We start from the raw sequence: 20,198 nt of genomic DNA, 5'->3' as shown, positions 1-20,198 counted from the left end.
GAGCTAGGTAAGTTAATCCCGCGAGCCGCGGTTCTTCAACTGGTCGAGCAGCACTGCGGCCAGCAGGATCGCGCCACGCACGAGGTACTGATAGAACGCGTCGATGTTCATCAGGTTCATCACGTTCTCGACCGTGCCCATGATCAGCACGCCGATCACCACGCCGGAAATCGTCGCGCGTCCGCCGAGCAGCGACACGCCGCCCAGCACGCACGCCGAAATCACGTTCAGCTCGAAACCTTCCGCGGCATTCGGCTGACCCGACGTAATACGCGACGCCAGAATCACACCCGCCAGCGCCGTCACCGCGCCCTGGATCAGGAAGATGTAGACGCGCGTGCGTTCCACATTGATACCAGCCAGACGCGACGCTTCCGGATTGCCGCCGATTGCCAGCGTATTACGGCCGTACACGGTCTGGTTGAGCATCACGCCGAACACGATGAAGCACAGCAGCGTGACCCAGATCGGCAGCGACACGCCGAAAAAGCTCAGCCCACCCAGCGCGATGAAGGTCTCCGACGACACGCCGACCGCCTGACCGTGCGACACGATGAAACCGAAACCGCGAACGATTTCCATCGTCGCGAGCGTGGTGATCAGCGCGTTGATGCGCAGATACGCGATCACCGCGCCGTTGACGAAACCGATCACCGCGCCCGCCGCCACCGCCGCGATAATCGCGATGAAGGTGTTGCCGGTCGCGTTGAGCACCATCGCGCACAGCACGCCGGCGAACGCGACCGTCGATCCCACCGACAGATCGAAATCGCGCGACGCGAGACAGAACATCATCGTGCAGGCGACCATGCCGATCTGCGAGATCGACAGCGCGAGACCGAGCATGTTCTCGATCGAGAAGAAATGATCCACCGTCAGCGACATCGTGACGAACATCACCACGAAGATCACGATCAGGCTGTATTCGGTGACGTGTTGCCACCATTTCGTTTTGTCGGTGGTCTGCGGAATCAGCGCATCGGCCGCGCCTTTGACGGCTTGTTGCGCAAGGTTTTCTCTAGCTTGCATGTTGAAGACTCCTCCCGTTCCCCACGGGTTGCCGGACTTTCGTCCAAATGATGGTCAGGCTGCCTGCTGAGCGGCGGTCTGGGTTCCGGGTAGTGCGGTCGAGCTTTGCGGCAACGCGAGGCTCAACACAGTTTGTTCCGATGCATCCTTGCGCGACAGTTCGCCGGAAATCCGACCCTGGCGCATCACGACGATCCGGTCGGACACGCCGAGCACTTCCGGCAACTCCGACGAAATCATCACGATCGCGCAGCCGCGTTCGGCCAACTGGTAAATCACGTTATAGATTTCGTGCTTCGCGCCGACGTCGATGCCGCGCGTCGGTTCGTCGAGAATCACCACCTTCAGATCCGGCTCGGCGAGCCAGCGCGACAGAATCGCCTTCTGCTGGTTGCCGCCCGACAGAAAACGGATTTTCTGGCGACGGCTCGGCGTCTTGATCTTCAGCAGCTTGATGAAACGGTCGGCGGTTTCCGCTTCTTTCTTGCGGTCGAGGAACATGCCCGCGCGCAGATAGTGACGGCGGCAACTGATGTTGATGTTCTCCGACACCGTCGCCATCGCGACAATGCCTTCTTCCTTGCGGTCTTCCGGGCACAGCACGATGCCGTGGCGAATCGCCTCGCCCGCGCTGCGCACCTTGATCGGCTTGCCGTCGAGCACGATTTCGCCGGCCTTGCGGTGGTCCGCGCCGTACACCAGGTGCATCAGTTCGCTGCGGCCCGCGCCCACCAGACCGAAGAAGCCGACGATCTCGCCGCGCCGCACCTCGAAGCTGGCCGGCTGCGCGAGCGCATGGCCTTCAATCGCTTTCGCCGCGAAGCGCACTTCGCCGAGCGGCCGCGCCGAGTAGTTATAGATGTCGCTGATCTCACGCCCCACCATCTCGCTGACGATGGTGTCGCGCGTCACGCCCTCAAGCGTGGGATGCGACGCGATCTTGCGGCCGTCACGGAAAATCGTGCAGGCGTCGCACAGCTCGTAGATCTCGTCCATGCGGTGCGAGATGTAGATCATCGCGCGGTTGTCGGCGCGCAGATCTCGCACCAGCTTGAACAGCACTTCGGTCTCGCGATGGGACAGCGAACTGGTCGGCTCGTCCAGCGCGATCACACGCGCGTTGCGCAGCAGCGCCTTGCAGATTTCGACCATCTGCCGTTGCGCGATCGAGAGTTTGCGCAGCTTTGCGTTCGGATCGAGCGCCACGCCCATCGCTTCGAGCCGTTCGCGCACGAAGCGTTTGGCTTCGCGCTTGTTGACCCAACCGAGCGAGTTCGGCAGTTGGCCGAGCAGCAGGTTTTCCGCGACCGTCAGATCGGGCACGTATTGCAGTTCCTGGTGAATCACCGCGATCCCCGCCGCGATCGACGAAGCCGCGCTGGTGAAGCGCACCTCGTTGCCGTCGATCATGACGCGGCCCGAGTCGGGCTGATATTCACCGCCGAGTATCTTCAGCAGGGTCGATTTCCCTGCGCCGTTTTCGCCCATCAGGCCGTGCACCTGGCCGACGTTGACGTCGAAGGACACACCGTCGAGCGCACGCACGCCTGGAAAGACTTTGCCGATATTGTCAAAACGTAGCGTCGCTGACACTTCCGCCTCCTCTGTTTGTCTCAACTACTCATCCTGCTTATCTTGTATTGCTGCTGCCGGTACGCCCAATCCTTGGAGAAACGACGCACCGGCAGTTCACTTCATCGCACTGCGTTTGCTGCGATTTTGCTGACGCCTTACTTCGACGCGAGGCCCATCTTCTCGCGCACGTCGGCGACGTTGTCACGCGTGGCCAGCATGCCGGTGGTCAGCGTGAGCGCCGGCGGTTCCTTGCCTTGCGTGATCCAGTCGTACATCAGCGTCGAGGTTTCTTCGCCATGACGCTTCGGGCTGATGATGACCGTGCCGTAGAAGCCGGTCGGCGTGGACTTCTTGAACTCGTTCAATGCCGAGTCCGAGCCGCCGATACCGATACCGATCATGTTGTCCGCCTTGAAGCCGCGGCTTTCCGCTGCGCGCACCGCGCCGAGCACGCCTTCGTCGTTCAGCGCGTAGGCCACCCAGTGCTTGTATTGCGGGTTCTTGGTCAGCGCGATGTTGGCGGCGTTGAAGGCGTTTTCCGTGTCGGTCTTCGCTTGCGGCGCCATCACGATGTTCGCCTTCGGGAAGCCAGCGGCGACCAGTGCGTCGGTCGCGCCGCTGGTGCGGTCATGCGCGGTCGGCAGTTGTTCGTAGGTCACGTCGATCGCGCCGACGTCCTTCATGTCCCAGCCGCGCTTCTTGATTTCCGCGGCCAGGCCGTCGCCGACCTGCTTGCCGATGTTGTACGCCGAGATGCCCATATGCGGCACCGACGCGATCGGCTTGCCCGCACCGTCGACCAGACGATCGTCCACCGTCATCATCTTCAGGCCGTCGGCCTTCGCCTTCGCGACGATGCCCGGTCCGAGCTTGACGTCGGGCGTGCAGATCACGAAGCCTTGCGCCTTCTGGGCGGCCAGGTTGTCGATTGCGCTCATCACCTTCTCGCCCGACGGCGCGCCGATCTTCACCAGCGTGAAGCCCTTCTCCTTGGCGGCCATTTCGGCGAACTTCCATTCATCCTGGAACCACGGTTCTTCCGGCTGCTTCACGAGGAAGCCGATCTTGACCGGGTCCGCCGCCTGCGCCACCGGTGCGTTGAAGAGCACACCCGTCGCCGCTGCTGCCAGCGTGAGGAAAATTCTACGTTTCATGATGCGTGTCTCCTGACTAATTAATTGATAACGAGAAGGTTATTGGCCGCGTCTTCTTGTACCGGGTATGACACACGCGGCCAGCGCGTCGTCCGGTGAACTCATTGCGCCCCAGCGCAATTTGGGTACTACGAAACCGATGCAACAGTGCTGCAAAAATCAGTCGTGATACAGCGCCGAGCGACCGCCATCCACGGTGATGCAACTGGCGTTGATGAACGGCGCTTCGTCCGACGCGAGAAACACCGCCGTCATCGCCACTTCTTCCGGGCGGCCGATGCGTTTCATCGGCTGCAGATCGAGCGTGGCCTGTTGCGCCGCCGCCGGATCGGCTTGTTCGTTCCACCAGTCATGCGTCAATTGCGTTTCGATGTAACCCGGCGCGATCGCGTTGACCCGGACGTTGCGCGGCGCGTATTCGATACCGAGCGCGCGCGTCAGGCCAATCACGCCGTGCTTCGCGACCGGGTACGGAAAGCAGCCCGGAATGATCTTGAACGAATGCGTCGACGCGATATTGATGATGCTGCCCGCGCCCCGTTCGACCATGCCCGGCAGCACCGCGCGGCAACCGTTCCACACGCCGTCGAGGTCGACCGCGAAGCAGCGGCGCCAGTCGTCGTCGGTCATGGTCAGCGGGTCGCAGAACACGTTGATGCCGGCGTTGTTCACCAGCACGTCCAGTTGTTGGCCGAAGGCCTGTTCGCCCTCGCTCACCGCGTGCTGAACCGAGGCGGACTGGGTCACGTCGGTGCGCACCGCGAGCACGCGCGCGCCAGTTTGCGAGCGGATGCGTTCCGCCGTCTGCTGCGCGCTGCCCAGATCCAGCTCCGCCAGCACGACCGCCGCGCCCTCGCGGGCGAAGGCGAGCGCGATCGCCGCGCCGATGCCGCGCCCAGCGCCGGTGATCAACGCGGCTTTGCCGGCGAGCCGTGTCATTTCTTCGCCCCGGCGCGGGCAATCCGCAGACCGTTGATGAACGCCTTCGCGTGCGAGCTCGTCACGGCCGCGCTCTGGCCCGGCTTGTACAGCGCGGAGCCGAGGCCGAAACCGTTCGCGCCGGCGCTGAGAAACGGCCCCATGTTGTCCGGCGTGATGCCGCCGACGGGCACCAGCGGCACCTGCGCCGCAATCACCGCGCGCCAGGCTTTCACGACCTGGCAGCCGAGCTGTTCGGCGGGGAACATCTTGAGCACGTCCGCGCCGTTCTTCAGCGCGATGAAGGCTTCGTTCGGCGTCGCGACGCCCGGCGCGCAGGCCATGCCTTGCGCTTTCGCGGCGATCACGACTTCCGGGTCGCTGTGCGGCATGACGATCAGATCGCCGCCCGCCGACTTCACTTCGTTGACGAAGCTCGGATGCAGCACGGTGCCCGCGCCGACGATCGCGTCGGCCGGCAACGCCTTGCGGATCGCGGCGATGCTGTCGAACGGCTGCGGCGAATTCAACGGCACTTCGACGATGCGAAAGCCCGCTTCATAGAGCGCCTGAGCGTGGTCGGCCGCGTCGGCGGGCGTCACGCCGCGCATGATCGCGATCAGCGGACATGCCTCGAAGGCCGCGATCAGACCCGCGTGCGGCATGTACGGTGCGGGCAGCTTGATATGAGGTTGCATGTCGATTCCTTGTTTCGTGAGCGGCGGCGTGGCCGTTTAGCCGGCGCGCGCCGCGTGGGCGGCCGGATTGACCAGTCCCGCCTGCGAGGCGACGCGCCACAGGCCGCGCTCGGTGGCGTGCTTGACCAGTTCCGCCTGGGTGCAGCCGAATTGCGCCAGTGCGAGGCGATAGCGTTCGCACAGCGCTTCATTGCCGATCAGACGCAGGCTTTGTCCCGCGACCGAATTCTGTTGCTGCATCAGCACGGCTTCGAGGCCGGCCAGTTCGTGTCCGATCAGCAGGCCCGACAGATAGTCGGGTTGCTGTTCGCGCGACAGTTGTCCGGTGAGACCGAGCGTGCGGGTGCTGAAGATCGTGGCGAGCACACCAGCCTGACCCCGGTCGCGGGCGATTTTCACGCCATGCAGGAAGGCGGCGGTGTCCGCATGGTCCGGCGTCAGCATCGTGCGGCCGAGGATCGTGTGATCGCGCAGCGCCGCGAATACTTCGCCGGTCATGAAGGTGTGAAAACGTTCGATGCGGTTGGCTTGCACGATCGCCCATTTGGCGTGCGTGCCGGGGAGGCCGATCAGCGCGCGTTTGGCGGCGGTGTCCGTGTTCGCGGCGTTCTCCGCGTTCGCTTCCTGGCCGAGCGCGCCGAAAATCTGCGTCTCTTCGCCGCGCATCACGTTGGGCAACTCGCCGCGTTGCAGCACGCCCGGCACGATATGCAGCGTCGCGCCGCATGCCGCTTTCACTCGGACGATGCCGGCCACCAGCGCTTCGGCGCTCGCCGGCGCCTCGACGTACGGCGCTTCGACCCAGCCCTGCGCGCTGCCGACCATGCCGGCTGCGATCACCGGCACGCCGGGCGCCTGCTTGAGCCACGCGCCGCAGGCATCTTCGAAAGCTGCGTCGAAACCGCCCTGTTCGGCGGGGCGCGGCAGATTCATGATGCCGGCCGTCGATGCGTGCGTGGCCAGCACGTGACCGCTGGCATCGAAGAGATACGCGCGCAGCGAGGTCGTGCCCCAGTCGAGCGCGATCAGCGCGGCCTGGCTGAAATTGGCCGCGACGACATCCGCCACCTCTACCGCTTGTGCGGCGACGGGAGGGTTAGCCGGTGTGGAGGAACCCGCTGACTTCATCGTTTGATCCTGCGAGTTGCGGGTTGCGGGGCACGCCAGCCGAGTTCTTCCGAGATTGCGCGCGCTTCGCGCTGCACGACCGGGATCAGTTCATCCATGCGTTCCAGCGACATATACGGAATCGTGCTCGCCACGGAAAGCGCCGCCACGACAGCGCCCGACGCATCGCGCACGGGCGCCGCGACGCAGCGGATCGATGCCTCGTTTTCCTCGAGGTCGAAGGTATAGCCGCCGGCTGCGTAGTTGGTCATGCGTTGCATGAAGGTCTGCGCGTCGGGACGGTTATCCGGTTTGAAGCTGACGCCGGCGAGCGCGCGACGCGACGCGTCGAACAGCGACTGCCACACGTCCGGCGTGAGGTCGAGCATCATCGCCTTGCCGATTCCCGTCGACGCCAGCGGCATACGGTGACCGACGCGCGAGCGCATTTCGAGGCCACGGGTGCCGGGGATTTTGTCGATGTAGAGGACGTCGTCGCCGTCGCGTACGCCGAGGTGGATCGTGTCGAGCGTTTGTTCCGCGAGCGATTCGAGATGCTGACGCGCGACCGCCGTGAGCGGCATCTGTTCAAGCGCGATGGTGCCGAGTTCGATCAGCTTCGGGCCGAGCAGATAGCCGCCTTGCACCTGACGCAGGTAGCGCGCCTGGACGAGGCTGCTGACCAGCCGATGCGTGGTGCTGCGGGTCGTGCCGAGCGCGGCGCCGAAGGTGCGCAGATCGCGTACGCCGGCGGCGGCGGCTTCTAGAATCGCGAGACCGCGGAGCAGTGTTTGCGTGCCGGCTTGTTGTGGGGTGATGTCTAGCAGCGTGCTGGGGAGGGCGATTTCGTCGGCGCCTGGGCGCTGGGTGGGCGCGGTCGCTTTTGGGCTGGCGTTTGCGCTCGCTTTTGCGTTTGCATTACTGGCTGCGTGCGGCGGTTTGGCCGTGATCGGCTCACGCTCGGCAGCATGCGTTCCATGGTCGGCTGGCAACGCCAGGTCGGCTTCGGACGCGCTCGCGTCGTGGGTTGGCATCGCTTTGTTCATGGCGATTCGCTTTTCGATGGTTTTTTGCGCTTACAGCGCGGGGCCGGAGAGGTGGCCTGATTTGCCCGCTTTGCACGCTTTGCCACTGGCGTGGTGGGGCTGCCTTCGATTGGTTGGCATGGTTTGGTTTGTCTCCGGTTTTTTTTGTTGCTGTCGCTTGGGCGGGACTTTTTTTTTGTCGCCGCTGTGCGTGTTGGGGTGGATTCTAGGGCGGTTTTTGGAAAGCTCCAATATGTGAGTGTTGGATTCATATAATGGGATTTTTTGGTGCCGTGGGCTCGGTTTGGGCTGGGTTCTCGCGGTGTTGGCCTTTCCTTGCTTTGCTTCTGGTCTATTAGCGTTTGCCCTGTGCAGGCGGCACTCACTTTCTTTGCCGCCGCAAAGAAAGTAAGCAAAGAAAGCGGGCTCACACCGCCAGCTCATAAGCGGATCCCCCGCACAGCCCACGGTAGTGGCTCATCTGGAATCTGGGCTCTCGCGCATTCCCCGCTCGTGACAAGGCAGTCATTCTTCCGGCGGCGCTCCGCGCGCCGTCGCGGTCGTTCTCGCACGACCCCTGCTAAGCGGGCTCCTCGCGCAGCGACGGTAGTGGCTCATCTGGAATCTGGGCTCTCGCGCATTCCGCTCTCGTGACAAGGCAGTCATTCTTCCGGCGGCGCTGCGCGCGCCGTCGCGGTTGTTCACGCACTGCCTCTGCTAAGCGGGTTCCTCGCGCAGCCACGGTAGTGGCTCATCTGGAATCTGGGTTCTCGCACATTCCGCGCTCGTGACACAGCAGTCATTCCTCCCGACTCGCGCTGCGCGCTCGCCGGAACGGCCGACGTCGAAACGACGTCAGTTTTCAGACAGTGGCAGGCACGCTGTCGCAAACTCTCAAGCAATCGCCATCGCGCACAAGTAGCGCAGATTCAATCGGCATCGCTGATTACTTTTAACTCTGACAAGGCTGTTGGGAAATTTCGGAAATGAGGCCACTGCGCTCTATTTAGCCTGCGCGGGTGATCACTCGCCGGGCAGTAGGTTTTAGACTCGTTTTGTCGTGCATGCCACGACAAACAGGTTTCGCGGCCTGTCTTACGTAAAACTCCACACGCTTGCTTCAGCAGGTGCGTGGCTGCCTTTGAGCGTCTATCTAAAATGGGCGGGCCTTGGTGGGGGAGCCTCACGGCTCGCCGGTTTTTGGTTTTACGTACCGGTCTGCGAATCCCGTCAATGTGCCCGCTCACCCTCTTTGCAAGTTAGTGTCGGGCGATCCATGTCAGCATTGGAGATCGCACATGAGTAAATCCCCCAAGAGTTCTCGAACCGCATCACGGCCGTGTATTGACGCGATTCAGTACGAGAAACTGGCGTTATCTGCTTTCCGGCTTATTGAACGGCAAATAGCGCAACTGAACACACTGTCGACTTTGGCGACCTCGATTTACCAGAACCCAGCCATCACGCTCGACGAGAGAACACGCCAGCGAACGCTACTCGGACTTTGGGTCGAAACCGCCGAGGAATACCGTCAAGAGGTCGAGGTGGATCGTGAGTTGTACGGGATCATCGCGCTTGATTCGAAGGGTGTTCCTCAAATGCAACTTACGGCGCGCCACGCAACGGATCTCCTGACAAAAACCGCGCAAGAGGCATCGGAAGCTAGCAGGAGTAATTCTGCAACCGGGTCGATGCCGACTAAACGAGTTCGCTCGAAAACATCATCGCGGCGTCCGGTAGTTACGCACTGACAGTGACTCGCGGCACCTTTGTCGCGACGGAAAAGACGCGATCATGAACCGCACTCGAAAACACAGACGGGCACGCCTTTTTGGGTGCCCGATTTGCTGAATGTGCATTGTCGCTTTCGGTATTAACGCAGCACAATTTCAAGCGCAGATTATTTGTCGTGTTGATGAAGCTACGCCACTCCGACACCGGCATTTCCGGCGCGTGAGGTGCGCCCGGACTTCTGCACGCAAAGCACGTGCGTGCGTGCGCGCCGAATATAAGACGCCAAGTACATTCACGGCGCTTCGTCGAGTCGAAGTCGAGAGCGCTCGCTATGCAAGCGTGGCCACTATTCCAGCGGACCGTTCCGGCGAGCGCGCAGCGCGAGGCGGGATGAATGACTGCTGTGTCACGAGCGTGGAATGCGCGAAAACCCAGATTCCAGATGCACCACTACCGCCGCTGCGCGAGAGCCCCTCTTAGCAGGGGCTGTGCGTGAACAACCGCGACGGCGCGCGAAGCGCCGCCGGAAGAATGACGGCCTTGTCACGAACGCGGAGTGCGCGAGGATTCAGATTCCAGATGCACCACTACCGTGGCTGTGCGGGAGACCCGCTTAAGAATTAGCGGTGTGAGCCCGCTTTCTTTGCTTACTTTCTTTGCGGCGGCAAAGAAAGTGAGTGCCGCCTGCACAGGGCAAACGCTAATAGACCAGAAGCAAACCAAGGAAAGGCCAACACCATAAAAAAACCACCAAAGCGCCGCGCAGGCAAAAAGCCCGATTAATCGGGCAATTCAGCAGCCCCCATACGCCGAGCAATAACCCTGGACCGCTGCGCCAAATACCCTGACCCTCGATGCTCATCAAAATACTTAGGCTGCGGCAGCATAACCGCCAACCTGGCCGACTGCCCAGCGGTCAGCTTACTGGCCGAAGTTTTATAATAATAATGAGCAGCGGCCTCAGCCCCATAAACCCCATTCCCCCACTCAACGGAGTTGAGATAAATCTCAAATATCCGCTGCTTATCCATCAAGGTCTCGAGCATCCAGGTAATGATAAGCTCCTGCCCTTTCCGGATATAACTCTTCTCCCGAGACAAAAACAGATTCCGCGCCAATTGCTGAGTAATGGTAGAACCACCACGAACAATCTTACCCTTAGCCTTATTCCGCTCCCAAGCCTGCAAAATAGCATCGGTTTCGTAACCATTATTATTAACAAAATTCGCATCTTCAGAAGCAATAATCGCCCGCTTCAGATTGTGCGAAATCTGTTCATACGGCACCCACGTATGCTGCAAGGCCAGATCCGGCCGATCCTGCGACAACCGCCACGCATCCGACCGCATAAAAGCCGTCGAAGAAGGATTAACGGAATTCCACACCGCGATCTGCGCGAAATAAAACGCCTGCGTCGCCAGCCACGCAATCGCCACCACCATGCCCAGATAAAACATCCATCGCACCGGACCTGGCCGGCTCACGCGCCGCGTCGCTGTCATCGTGCTTCCCGTCCTCGAATCGGTGAATTCGGCAAAGTGATCCGCCCGCCCTACGCGTGCGACGGCGCACCCAACAACGCACGCAACTCGGCCAGCACCGGCGCGCCGTCAGGCCGCACGCCGCGCCACACGTAAAACGATTCGGCCGCCTGCTCGACCAGCATGCCCAGCCCGTCCGCACCGCGCGCACCCAGCTTGCGCGCGTGCTCCATGAACACCGTCGGCTGCGCGCCGTACATCATGTCGTAAGCCAGCGTGCCGCCGCCAAACGCGCGGTCGTCGCACTCGGGCAACGACGCGTCCAGGCTGCCCGCCGTCGCGTTGACGATCACGTCGTAAGCGCCCGCCTCGATCGCTCGCGCGCTGCCGCCGCTCAGACGGCACGCGGCGTCGCGCGCGGCCTGCCCGAACTGGTCGACCAGCGCCTCAGCCTTGGCCGCCGTGCGGTTGACGATGGTCAGCGTATGCGGCGCGCGGTCCAGCATCGGCAGCACCACGCCGCGCGCGGCGCCGCCCGCGCCCAGCAACAGAATGCGCGCGCCCTTCAGCGACACGCCAAGATTCACTTCGATGTCACGCACGAGGCCGAAGCCGTCCGTGTTGTCGCCATAAACGCCGTTTGCGTCGAAACGCAAGGTGTTCACCGCGCCCGCTGCGGCCGCGCGCGGCGACAGCGTGTCGGCGAATGCGTGCGCGTCGAGCTTGAACGGCACGGTCACGTTCAGACCGCGTCCGCCCGCTTCGACAAACGCGCGCACATGCGGCACGAACGCGTCCACCGGCGCGAGCAGGTGGCCGTACTCGACCGGCTCGCCGGTCTGCGCGGCAAAGCGCCCGTGGATGAACGGCGATTTGCTGTGGCCGACCGGATTGCCGATCACCGCGTAACGATCGAGCGAATCGGTCGCGCTCATCGTCCCGGCTCCGCGATGTGCTGATCCGCAGCGGCATTGGCGGCATCGGTTGCGTCGGTCGTGCCGGCGCCATCCGCGCTTTGCGCGTCGCTGTCGCCCTCGGCGCTCGCCTCCGTGCCGTCGAGGTCCGCTTCGGCCTGAGCCTCGGCTTCGCCTTCGGCGCTGTCGTCCGGCGCCTCGTTGATCTCTTCTTCGCTCTCGTCGGCTTCCTCGGCTTCTTCAGCCTCGCTGCCGCTCGTCACGGCCGGCGCATCGAGCACGTGCAGCAGACGCACGGACGCTTCGACGGTCAATTCGTCGAGCGACATGACTTCCATCTGCAGACGCGTACCGCGTGCATGCACGCCAAGACCCGGCACATGCAGCAGCAACGGAATCTCTTCGAGGCGCACCAGATCGCCCTTCACCACCGACGCCACCACCTGCTTGCGGTTCTCCTGCTTCAACCAACGCAGGCACCAGAAGTACTCCATGCGACGCTGGTGATCGGCATACGCGCTGTAGGTGTCGTCGAAACCTTGCACGACGGCGAACAGGTCGGCGTCCTTCGGCTTGAACGGCGCGGCCAGCTTGGCGGTCACGCCATGCTGCACGCAGGCGATCAATTGCCACTGATTCACCAGGTCGACGTAACGGCGCAGCGGCGACGTGCTCCACGCGTATTGCGTAACGCCGAGGCCTTCGTGCGGCGCGGCGTTGGTCTGCATGCGCGTGCGCTTCGGGCCGGTCGGCGCGCCGAACGCGCGCTGCGTGCGATAGATGCCGGGCACGCCGTGATCGTGCAGGTACGCGCCCCACGACGAGTTAGCGAGAATCGCCAGCTCGGCGACGATCGTGTCGAGCGGCGAACCGCGCCGACGCGGCGTGATCGTGATGTGCTCGCCTTCCACGTAAAAATTGAAGTCGGTATTGCGCTGCACCTCGCGGCGCAGACCGTAACCGGCGCGCGCGGCCTGGCGCTTTTCGAACAGCGCCTGCGCGAACGGCCACAGCACGGCGATGTCGTCCTTGTGCGGATACTCGCCGGTGCCGGCGGCCAGCGCCTCTTCGGTGACGAGTTCGTCGAGCGTGTTGTGACGCAGGTTGTTCTTCACGAACACGCGCTCGGCGCGCGTTTCGCTCGTGACGATCTCCTGGGTCTCACGGTTGACGATCACATACAGCGACAACGCCGGACGCAAGCCGCCCTCGGCCAGCGTGAATGCTTCGACGACGCTGTCGGGCAGCATGGTGATCTTGTCGCCCGGCATATAGACGGTGGACAGGCGCGTGCGCGCGATCTCGTCGACCTCGTCGCCACGCTGAATGCCGAGCGCCGGCGCGGCGATGTGCACGCCGATCCGCAAACGGCCGTCGGCGAGATGCTGGACGGAGAACGCATCGTCGATTTCAGTGGTGGTGATGTCGTCGATCGAGAAGGCTTGCACGTCGGCTTCCGGCAAATCTTCCGGCAAGCTGCCGACCGTGACCGGCGGAAAACCCGTGCCGTGCGGGAAAAATTCCGACAGGAATTTCGCCTCGTGCAAGGCGCGCGCCGACGGAATCGCGCCGTTGTCGAGCATCAGACGCGCCTGCGAAATGCCGCGCGCGGCAGCGGCGGCTTCGAGCGCCTTGTATTCGATCGTGTTCTTGTCAGGCTTGGTGAGCAGCCCCAGCGCCTTGCTGCCGGTGAAACCTTCCGGCAGACGGCCGGCCTTCAGCTCGTCTTCGTAGCCCGCTTGCACCAGCGCCTGCTGACGCTTGCGCTCGAGGCCGGCCAGCGCCATCTTCAGTTGTTCCTGCGGCGCGCGCTGATACATGCCGCGGCCCTTGCGGCGGAAGTACACCGGCGAACCATGCAGGCGCAGCACCAGTGCGGCACGCTCGATCGCACCAAAGCCTCCGCCGAAATACTCGGCGCCCAATGCGGCGAACGGAAATTCGTCTTCCGGCGCGCACTCCCACAGGAAGTCCAGATCGATCTCCTGCGCGGCGGTGTCGGCTTGTTGCATCAGCTCGGCCGCGCTCGGTTTTTCGAATTCGATCAACACGTCTTTGGCGCGCACCTTGGCCCGCCGGCCGCCCGGCAACTCGACCTGAAAAGCATCGCCCTGGCGCGACAGCACGCTGCCCGCCTTGAAACTGCCCGATTCCTCGAAGAAAACGTTCACTCAATACTCTCGTTCTGACTTGCATCTGCCGGCGCTTCCGACCCGGTTCGGCGATCGGTGACTTGCGTGCGCGGCACGGCAACGTGTTCGTGGTAGTGGATCCGCGGCGCGATGCGCGCGCCGGCGGGTTGAAGCTGGGTTGAATCCTGTTGAAACTGTTTGTGCAACGCGGCAGGCGGCTTACTGTCGCACGCCGGTTCGCCGGTTCGCCGGTTCGCCGGTTCGCCGGTTCGCCGGTTCGCCGGTTCGCCGGTTCGCCGGTTCGCCGGTTCGCCGGACCGTCCGGACTCAGGCGGCCTCGCGCGGCGCCGGCGGTTCGACGTCTTCCGCGCCGCAAAAGGCCAGCACCTCATCGACGTATTGCGCGAACTCGCTGATCGCGTGGTCGCTCCCTTCGATCAGCGTAGTGCGTGCGCCCGGATAGTGCGCGAGCATTTCGCGGTAGTCGAGCACTTCGTCGCCGGTGGCCGCCATCAAATAATAGCGTTCGGGCTGCGTGATCGACGCAACACCGAGCGCGCGCAGCTCGTCCAGATGATGCGGCTCGACGACGATACTGCCGCCGCCATGCCACAACGGCTGCTCGCCGAGATAGGCGCTCAGGTCGCGCTGCGGCACCACCGCCGGGTTCAACAATACCGCCGGCCAGCCGTGTTTTTCCGCCAGATACGTGGCGAAATAGCCGCCGAGCGAACTGCCGATCACCGTCACGCGCGTCGTGCCGGCCGCGGCCACCAGCGATTCGACCAGCGCCACCGTCTCGAACGGCGACACCGGCAACATCGGGCAGCACCATTCGTCGCTGCGGCCCAGTTCGACCAGACGTGCCGCCAGCACGCGCGCCTTGAACGAATTGGGCGAAGAACGGAAACCGTGCAGATAAAGAATCACGAAGCGCCTCGCGCGGAAAGGGCGTCGAGCAGCTTCTGATGCACGCCGCCGAAGCCGCCGTTGCTCATCACCAGAATCTGGTCACCGGGGCGCGCGGCTTGAACCACGGCTTTGACGAGTGCATCCAGATTGTCGAAAGCCTGCGCCTTGCCGCCGAGCGGCGCGAGCGCTTCGCCGAGGTTCCAGCCGAGCGCGTCGCGACCGGCGGCCGCGCCGTAGCCGAATACGAGGTCGGCGTCGGCAAGGCTGGCCGGCAATTGCGCTTTCATCACGCCCAGCTTCATGGTGTTCGAGCGCGGCTCCAGCACGGCCAGAATCCGCGTATTGTCGCGGCCGACGCGCGCGCGCAACCCGGCCACGGTCGTATCGATCGCGGTGGGATGATGCGCGAAGTCGTCGTAGACGGTCACGCCGTCGACGCTGCCGCGCACTTCCATGCGGCGCTTCACGTTGCGAAAGCTCGCCAGCGACTGCGCGGCCTGCGCCGGCGGCACGCCGACATGGCGCGCGGCGGCGATCGCGGCCAGCGCATTCATGCGGTTATGTTCGCCCTGCACCTGCCACTCGACCACGCCAACGCGCGCGCCGTTGTGATACACGGCGAAACGCTCGTCGACCGGCACGCCGTCTTCCGCCGGCAGGGTTTCCCAGCCGCCCTGCACGCCGAAACGCTCTACTTCGCTCCAGCAGCCACGCGTGAGCACACGCTCCAACGCGTCTTCACGGCCGTTCGTCACAACCCGGCCGATGCCCGGCACCGTGCGGATCAGGTGATGGAACTGCGTTTCGATCGCGGCGAGATCCGGGAAGATGTCGGCGTGATCGAACTCCAGATTGTTCAGCACCGCAGTCTTGGGGCGGTAATGGACGAACTTTGAGCGTTTGTCGAAGAAGGCCGTGTCGTACTCGTCGGCCTCGATCACGAAGAAACTCGAATCCGTCAGCCGCGCCGACACGCCGAAATTCAACGGCACGCCGCCGATCAGGAAGCCCGGATTGAGCCCCGCGTCTTCGAGCAGCCAGGTCAGCATGGAACTGGTGGTGGTCTTGCCGTGCGTGCCGGCCACCGCCAGCACCCATTTGCCGTTCAGCACATGTTCGCCGAGCCACTGCGGGCCGGACACATACGGCAGGCCGCGGTCGAGAATCGCTTCCATGAGTGGGTTGCCACGCGAGACCACGTTGCCGATCACGAACAGATCCGCGTTCAGGCCGTTCAACTGGTCGGCGTCGTAACCCTCGATCAGGCCGATGCCCTGCGCCTCGAGCTGCGTGCTCATGGGCGGATAGACGCCGGCGTCGCAGCCCGTCACGGTATGACCCGCTCCGCGCGCGAGAACCGCGAGACCGCCCATGAACGTGCCGCAGATACCGAGGATGTGGATGTGCATAAGCCTGTCGTGCCGCGCGGGCGTTTTTTGCGTGGGATGGGAGTGCAGAAGAACGGCCGGAACGATGCCGAAGCGACCGTCTGCGAAGGACGCTATTGTAACCGACGGCTCCCGATCGCCCTATGCGGGGCCGGCCGTTCGGCCAGCATCGGGGCGTAGCGCCCGGTGGCGGAAAGTCGCGCCATCAATCTCTAGTATGATTGCCGGATGGTCCGCAAATCACATTTCGATCCCCTGCGCGTGCGTGAAGAAATCGCTATCGCGGCTGCCAGGATGATCGCCGAAGACGGTCTCGACTACGCCACGGCCAAGCGCAAAGCGGCCCGGCAGGTAGTCGGCGAGAGCCGTGTTGCCGGCGAATGGCTGCCCGATAACGACCAGATCGAAGAAGAAATCCGTGAATACCAGTCGCTCTTTCAGGGCGACAGTCAGCCGCTGCTGTTGCGGCGCTTCCGCCGTGTCGCGGTCGACTGGATGGAGCGGCTCGCGCCGTTCAATCCGTATCTGACCGGCGCGGTGCTCGGCGGCACGGCCGGTGAGCACTCGGACGTTCACCTGCAGGTGTTCTGCGACAACCCGAAAGAAGTCGCGATCTACTTCCTGAACGCCAACATCCAGTACGACGTCTCCGAAACGCGGCATTTCGCTGGACGCGGCTACGTCGAGACGCTGAGCTTCCTGTGGCGCCCGGCAAACGAAGGGCGCAAGGCGGAGCCGGTCGGCATTCACGTCGCACTCTACGAAACCGACGACCTGCGCGGCGCGGTGCGCGCCGACGCGCGCGGCCGCACGGCCCGGGCCAATCTGCAAGCGGTTCAAACGCTGCTCGCCAGCAGCGAAGCCACCCCTTCTACTAATTAGACTGATAACCATGAATACGAGACGGATTCTGACAGGCGCGCTCGTCGCGATCGTTGCCGCCTGCGGCGGCGTGCTGGCCAATCACTGGTTCAGCGGCGACAGCGAAGTCGCCCACGCGGCGCAGACCGCGGCCGCGCCGAGCGCGGTCGAACAACTGTGGGCCGCGCCGGTCACCACCGTCGACGGCAAGCCGCAGTCGCTAAGTTTGCTGAAAGGGCACCCAATCGTCGTCAACTTCTGGGCGTCGTGGTGCGGCCCTTGCGTCGAGGAAATGCCGGCGCTGTCGCAACTTCAGCGCGATTACGCGAAGAAAGGCATCCAGTTCGTCGGACTTGGCGTCGATTCGGAGAAAAACGTCCAGGCGTTCCTGCAAAAGGTGAAGGTGGCGTACCCGGTCTACATTACCGGCTTCGGCGGCGCCGACCTGGCGCGGGCCTTCGGCAACAACGCGGGCGGCCTGCCGTTCACCGTGGTGATCGACGCCAAAGGCAATGTCCGCTCGACAAAATTAGGCCAAATCAACCCGGAAGCGCTCCGGCAGACCCTCGACGCGCTTTAAATCTCACATTCTTTTGACGCTCGATTCCTGCTGGTACGCGGAAAAATACGCGCAAATCGCATGAATTTGAGAGAAGATGGGCGCCCGGCGCGACGGCAAATTGCCGCCCGCGTCGCTCGTTACGTGCGGGAACCTAGACAAGTTTCTCTAATCAGCGCTAAAGTGCGCCCAATTCCACGGAAAAAGAAGCGACCATGACGCGACTGCTGGTACTGCACGGACCCAACCTCAACCTTCTCGGCACCCGGGAACCCGAGGTCTACGGTCGCGTGACCTTGCCGCAGATCGATCAGGCGCTGGCGGACCGCGCAGCGGACGCAGGCGTCGAACTGGCGTCGTTCCAGAGCAATCACGAAGGCGCTCTGGTGGATCGCATCCAATCCGCCCGGACTGAAAAAACCGATTTCATACTGATCAATCCCGCCGCGTACACGCACACCAGCGTGGCCATTCGGGACGCACTGGCGGGGGTCGGCATCCCGTTCGTCGAGATTCATCTGTCGAACGTGCATCGTCGCGAACCGTTCCGGCATCACTCGTATTTCTCCGACCAGGCTGAGGGCGTGATTTGCGGCCTCGGCTGGAAGGGATATATGTACGCGCTCGAATTCGCGCTCGACCGGCTCGCCGCCGGTTCGTCGCGCGGCTGATTCCAAACACGTCTAATTTGCGCCGGCTGCGTATGCGCCGGCACTTTACGCATTGAAAGGGGCTTCCTGATGGATCTACGTAAACTGAAAACTCTGATCGACCTCGTCTCGGAGTCTGGTATCTCCGAACTCGAAGTGACCGAGGGCGAAGGCAAGGTGCGCATCGTCAAGAATGCGCCGCCGGTTTACGTGCAACCGTCCGCCTCGTACGCGCCGCAATACGCGCAGCCGGCTCCGTTCCCGGGCGGCGAAGCGCCGGCCGCTGCCGCAGCAGGCGTTCCGGCTACGCCGGCGCCGGTCGTCCCGCAAGGTCACGTGGTGACGTCGCCGATGGTCGGCACGTTCTACCTCGCGCCGTCGCCGGGCGCCGAGCCGTTCGTTCAGGTGGGTGACACGGTCAAGGAAGGCCAGACGATCTGCATCATCGAAGCGATGAAGCTGCTCAACGAGATCGAGTCGGACAAGGCCGGCGTGGTGAAGGAAATCCTCGTCGATAACGGCCAGGCGGTCGAGTATGGCCAACCGCTGTTCGTGGTCGGCTAACGCGGCACGCTTTGCGCTTTTTGCGCCTGCCGCCCGCGCGTCCGCCCTCCCGGGGCGCGCGACCGATCCTCTGAGGCAGCCTGCACCGTGACCGGCCGGGCGCCTATTGATGAGTCGAAAAACCGCTATGTTTGAAAAAATCCTCATTGCCAATCGTGGCGAGATCGCGCTCCGCATCCAGCGCGCGTGCCGCGAGCTCGGCGTCAAGACCGTCGTCGTCTATTCGGAAGCCGACAAGGAAGCCAAGTACGTGAAGCTCGCCGACGAGGCGGTCTGTATCGGCCCGGCGCCTTCGAATCTGAGCTACCTGAACATGCCGGCGCTAATCAGCGCGGCTGAAGTGACGGACGCCGAAGCGATCCACCCGGGCTACGGCTTCCTGTCGGAAAACGCCGACTTCGCCGAGCGCGTCGAACAGTCCGGCTTCACCTTCATCGGCCCGCGCCCGGAAACGATCCGGATGATGGGCGACAAGGTCACGGCCAAGCAGACCATGATCAAGACCGGCGTGCCGTGTGTGCCGGGTTCGGAAGGCGCGTTGCCGGACGATCCGAAAGAGATCGTCAAGATTGCCCGCCAAGTCGGCTATCCGGTCATCATCAAGGCCGCCGGCGGCGGCGGTGGCCGCGGCATGCGCGTGGTCCACACGGAAGCGGCGCTGGTCAACGCGGTCAACATGACGCGTGAAGAAGCCGGCCGCGCATTCGGCAATCCGCAGGTCTACATGGAGAAATTCCTGGAGAACCCGCGGCACATCGAAATTCAGATCCTCGCGGATTCGTTCAAGAACGCGGTGTGGCTCGGCGAGCGTGACTGCTCGATGCAGCGTCGTCACCAGAAAGTGATCGAAGAAGCGCCGGCGCCGGGTATCGCGCGCCGCCTGATCGAACGGATCGGCGATCGTTGCGCCGACGCCTGCAAGAAGATGGGCTATCTGGGCGCGGGTACGTTCGAGTTCCTGTACGAAAACGGCGAGTTCTACTTCATTGAAATGAATACGCGCGTGCAGGTCGAACATCCGGTGACCGAGCTGATCACGGGCGTCGACATCGTGCAGGAACAGATCCGCATCGCGGCCGGCGAGAAGCTCGCCTTCCGTCAGCGCGACATCGTGTTCAAGGGTCATGCGATCGAATGCCGGATCAACGCGGAAGATCCGTTCAAGTTCACGCCGTCGCCGGGTCGGTTGACCTCGTGGCATATGCCGGGCGGTCCCGGCATTCGCGTCGATTCGCACGCCTACAACGGCTATTTCGTCCCGCCGAACTACGATTCGATGATCGGCAAGCTGATCGCTTACGGTGCGACGCGCGAACAGGCAATCAACCGGATGCGTATCGCGCTGTCGGAAATGGTGGTGGAAGGCATTCTGACCAACATCCCGCTGCATCGCGAACTGATGCTGGACGCGAAGTTCGTCGAAGGCGGCACCAGCATTCACTACCTCGAAAACCGGTTGGCCGCGAAGCAGCAGGCCGCACCGGAAGAAGCGTAAGT

General features: G+C 63.3%; 18 protein-coding genes. 6 read left to right on the top strand and 12 right to left on the bottom strand.

The features are described 5' to 3' along the window. Positions 1-12 precede the first annotated feature (12 nt). The 7 genes from araH to GGD40_RS15280 form a co-directional block, all read right to left on the bottom strand. Positions 13-1,029: an L-arabinose ABC transporter permease AraH gene (gene araH / locus GGD40_RS15310; RefSeq protein ID WP_035548669.1), complete on the bottom strand. Its 1,017-nt coding sequence runs from the start codon at positions 1,027-1,029 to the stop codon at positions 13-15. A 54-nt stretch (positions 1,030-1,083) separates the two neighbouring features. After that, entirely contained in the window at positions 1,084-2,622 is a 1,539-nt protein-coding gene (gene araG / locus GGD40_RS15305) for an L-arabinose ABC transporter ATP-binding protein AraG (RefSeq protein ID WP_179744145.1), read from the bottom strand. 137 nt (positions 2,623-2,759) lie between these two features. Next, the gene (locus GGD40_RS15300) at positions 2,760-3,758 is read right to left on the bottom strand and encodes an arabinose ABC transporter substrate-binding protein (protein WP_179744144.1); all 999 of its coding nucleotides are present in this window, start codon (positions 3,756-3,758) and stop codon (positions 2,760-2,762) included. Between the two features lie 159 nt (positions 3,759-3,917). Continuing rightward, complete coding sequence (locus GGD40_RS15295; protein ID WP_179744143.1) at positions 3,918-4,697, bottom strand: SDR family oxidoreductase; 780 nt, start codon at positions 4,695-4,697, stop codon at positions 3,918-3,920. Beyond that, positions 4,694-5,374, bottom strand: coding sequence for a 2-dehydro-3-deoxy-6-phosphogalactonate aldolase (locus GGD40_RS15290; RefSeq protein WP_179744142.1), 681 nt, complete (start codon positions 5,372-5,374; stop codon positions 4,694-4,696). Before GGD40_RS15290 ends, GGD40_RS15295 begins: the two co-directional genes overlap by 4 nt. A gap of 36 nt (positions 5,375-5,410) precedes the next feature. Then, a complete protein-coding gene (locus GGD40_RS15285; RefSeq protein WP_179744141.1) occupies positions 5,411-6,502 on the bottom strand; it encodes a 2-dehydro-3-deoxygalactonokinase in 1,092 nt (363 codons plus the stop codon). Then, a complete protein-coding gene (locus GGD40_RS15280) occupies positions 6,499-7,527 on the bottom strand; it encodes an IclR family transcriptional regulator (protein ID WP_179744140.1) in 1,029 nt (342 codons plus the stop codon). The genes GGD40_RS15285 and GGD40_RS15280 overlap by 4 nt, the downstream gene beginning before the upstream one ends. A gap of 1,277 nt (positions 7,528-8,804) precedes the next feature. Here GGD40_RS15280 and GGD40_RS15275 point away from each other — a divergent pair. Next, on the top strand, positions 8,805-9,257 hold the full coding sequence (locus GGD40_RS15275; RefSeq protein WP_179744139.1) for a hypothetical protein: 453 nt from the start codon (positions 8,805-8,807) through the stop codon (positions 9,255-9,257). A 762-nt stretch (positions 9,258-10,019) separates the two neighbouring features. Here the strand turns inward: GGD40_RS15275 and mtgA are convergent. The 5 genes from mtgA to mpl form a co-directional block, all read right to left on the bottom strand. Next, positions 10,020-10,742, bottom strand: a complete 723-nt coding sequence (mtgA, locus tag GGD40_RS15270; RefSeq protein ID WP_179744138.1) for a monofunctional biosynthetic peptidoglycan transglycosylase — start codon at positions 10,740-10,742, stop codon at positions 10,020-10,022. 50 nt (positions 10,743-10,792) lie between these two features. Then, positions 10,793-11,656, bottom strand: coding sequence for a shikimate dehydrogenase (aroE, locus tag GGD40_RS15265; RefSeq protein ID WP_179744137.1), 864 nt, complete (start codon positions 11,654-11,656; stop codon positions 10,793-10,795). Then, positions 11,653-13,806 (bottom strand): ribonuclease catalytic domain-containing protein, encoded by a 2,154-nt coding sequence (locus tag GGD40_RS15260; RefSeq protein WP_179744136.1) that lies wholly within the window; start codon positions 13,804-13,806, stop codon positions 11,653-11,655. Before GGD40_RS15260 ends, aroE begins: the two co-directional genes overlap by 4 nt. Positions 13,807-14,094: 288 nt before the next feature. Further along, the gene (locus GGD40_RS15255; RefSeq protein WP_179744135.1) at positions 14,095-14,697 is read right to left on the bottom strand and encodes a YqiA/YcfP family alpha/beta fold hydrolase; all 603 of its coding nucleotides are present in this window, start codon (positions 14,695-14,697) and stop codon (positions 14,095-14,097) included. Beyond that, positions 14,694-16,088 carry a UDP-N-acetylmuramate:L-alanyl-gamma-D-glutamyl-meso-diaminopimelate ligase gene (gene mpl, locus GGD40_RS15250; RefSeq protein ID WP_179744134.1) on the bottom strand — a complete coding sequence of 465 codons (1,395 nt, stop codon included), beginning with the start codon at positions 16,086-16,088 and terminating at the stop codon, positions 14,694-14,696. The genes GGD40_RS15255 and mpl overlap by 4 nt, the downstream gene beginning before the upstream one ends. Positions 16,089-16,295: 207 nt before the next feature. Here mpl and GGD40_RS15245 point away from each other — a divergent pair, with 207 nt between their 5' ends. From GGD40_RS15245 to accC, 5 genes are all read left to right on the top strand, one after another. Then, positions 16,296-16,949: a UDP-N-acetylmuramate--alanine ligase gene (locus tag GGD40_RS15245; protein WP_179744133.1), complete on the top strand. Its 654-nt coding sequence runs from the start codon at positions 16,296-16,298 to the stop codon at positions 16,947-16,949. A 10-nt stretch (positions 16,950-16,959) separates the two neighbouring features. Further along, positions 16,960-17,508, top strand: coding sequence for a TlpA family protein disulfide reductase (locus GGD40_RS15240; RefSeq protein ID WP_179744132.1), 549 nt, complete (start codon positions 16,960-16,962; stop codon positions 17,506-17,508). A gap of 194 nt (positions 17,509-17,702) precedes the next feature. Further along, positions 17,703-18,158: a type II 3-dehydroquinate dehydratase gene (gene aroQ / locus GGD40_RS15235; RefSeq protein WP_176058847.1), complete on the top strand. Its 456-nt coding sequence runs from the start codon at positions 17,703-17,705 to the stop codon at positions 18,156-18,158. Between the two features lie 69 nt (positions 18,159-18,227). Next, a complete protein-coding gene (gene accB, locus GGD40_RS15230; RefSeq protein WP_179744131.1) occupies positions 18,228-18,701 on the top strand; it encodes an acetyl-CoA carboxylase biotin carboxyl carrier protein in 474 nt (157 codons plus the stop codon). Positions 18,702-18,828: 127 nt separating this feature from the next. Continuing rightward, positions 18,829-20,196 (top strand): acetyl-CoA carboxylase biotin carboxylase subunit, encoded by a 1,368-nt coding sequence (gene accC, locus GGD40_RS15225; protein ID WP_035548712.1) that lies wholly within the window; start codon positions 18,829-18,831, stop codon positions 20,194-20,196. Positions 20,197-20,198: the final 2 nt, after the last annotated feature.

The organism is Paraburkholderia bryophila (genome assembly GCF_013409255.1).
Classification (GTDB): domain Bacteria; phylum Pseudomonadota; class Gammaproteobacteria; order Burkholderiales; family Burkholderiaceae; genus Paraburkholderia.
Note: the sequence above shows the minus strand (reverse complement) of the source record. Positions and strands in the feature narration are given on the sequence as shown.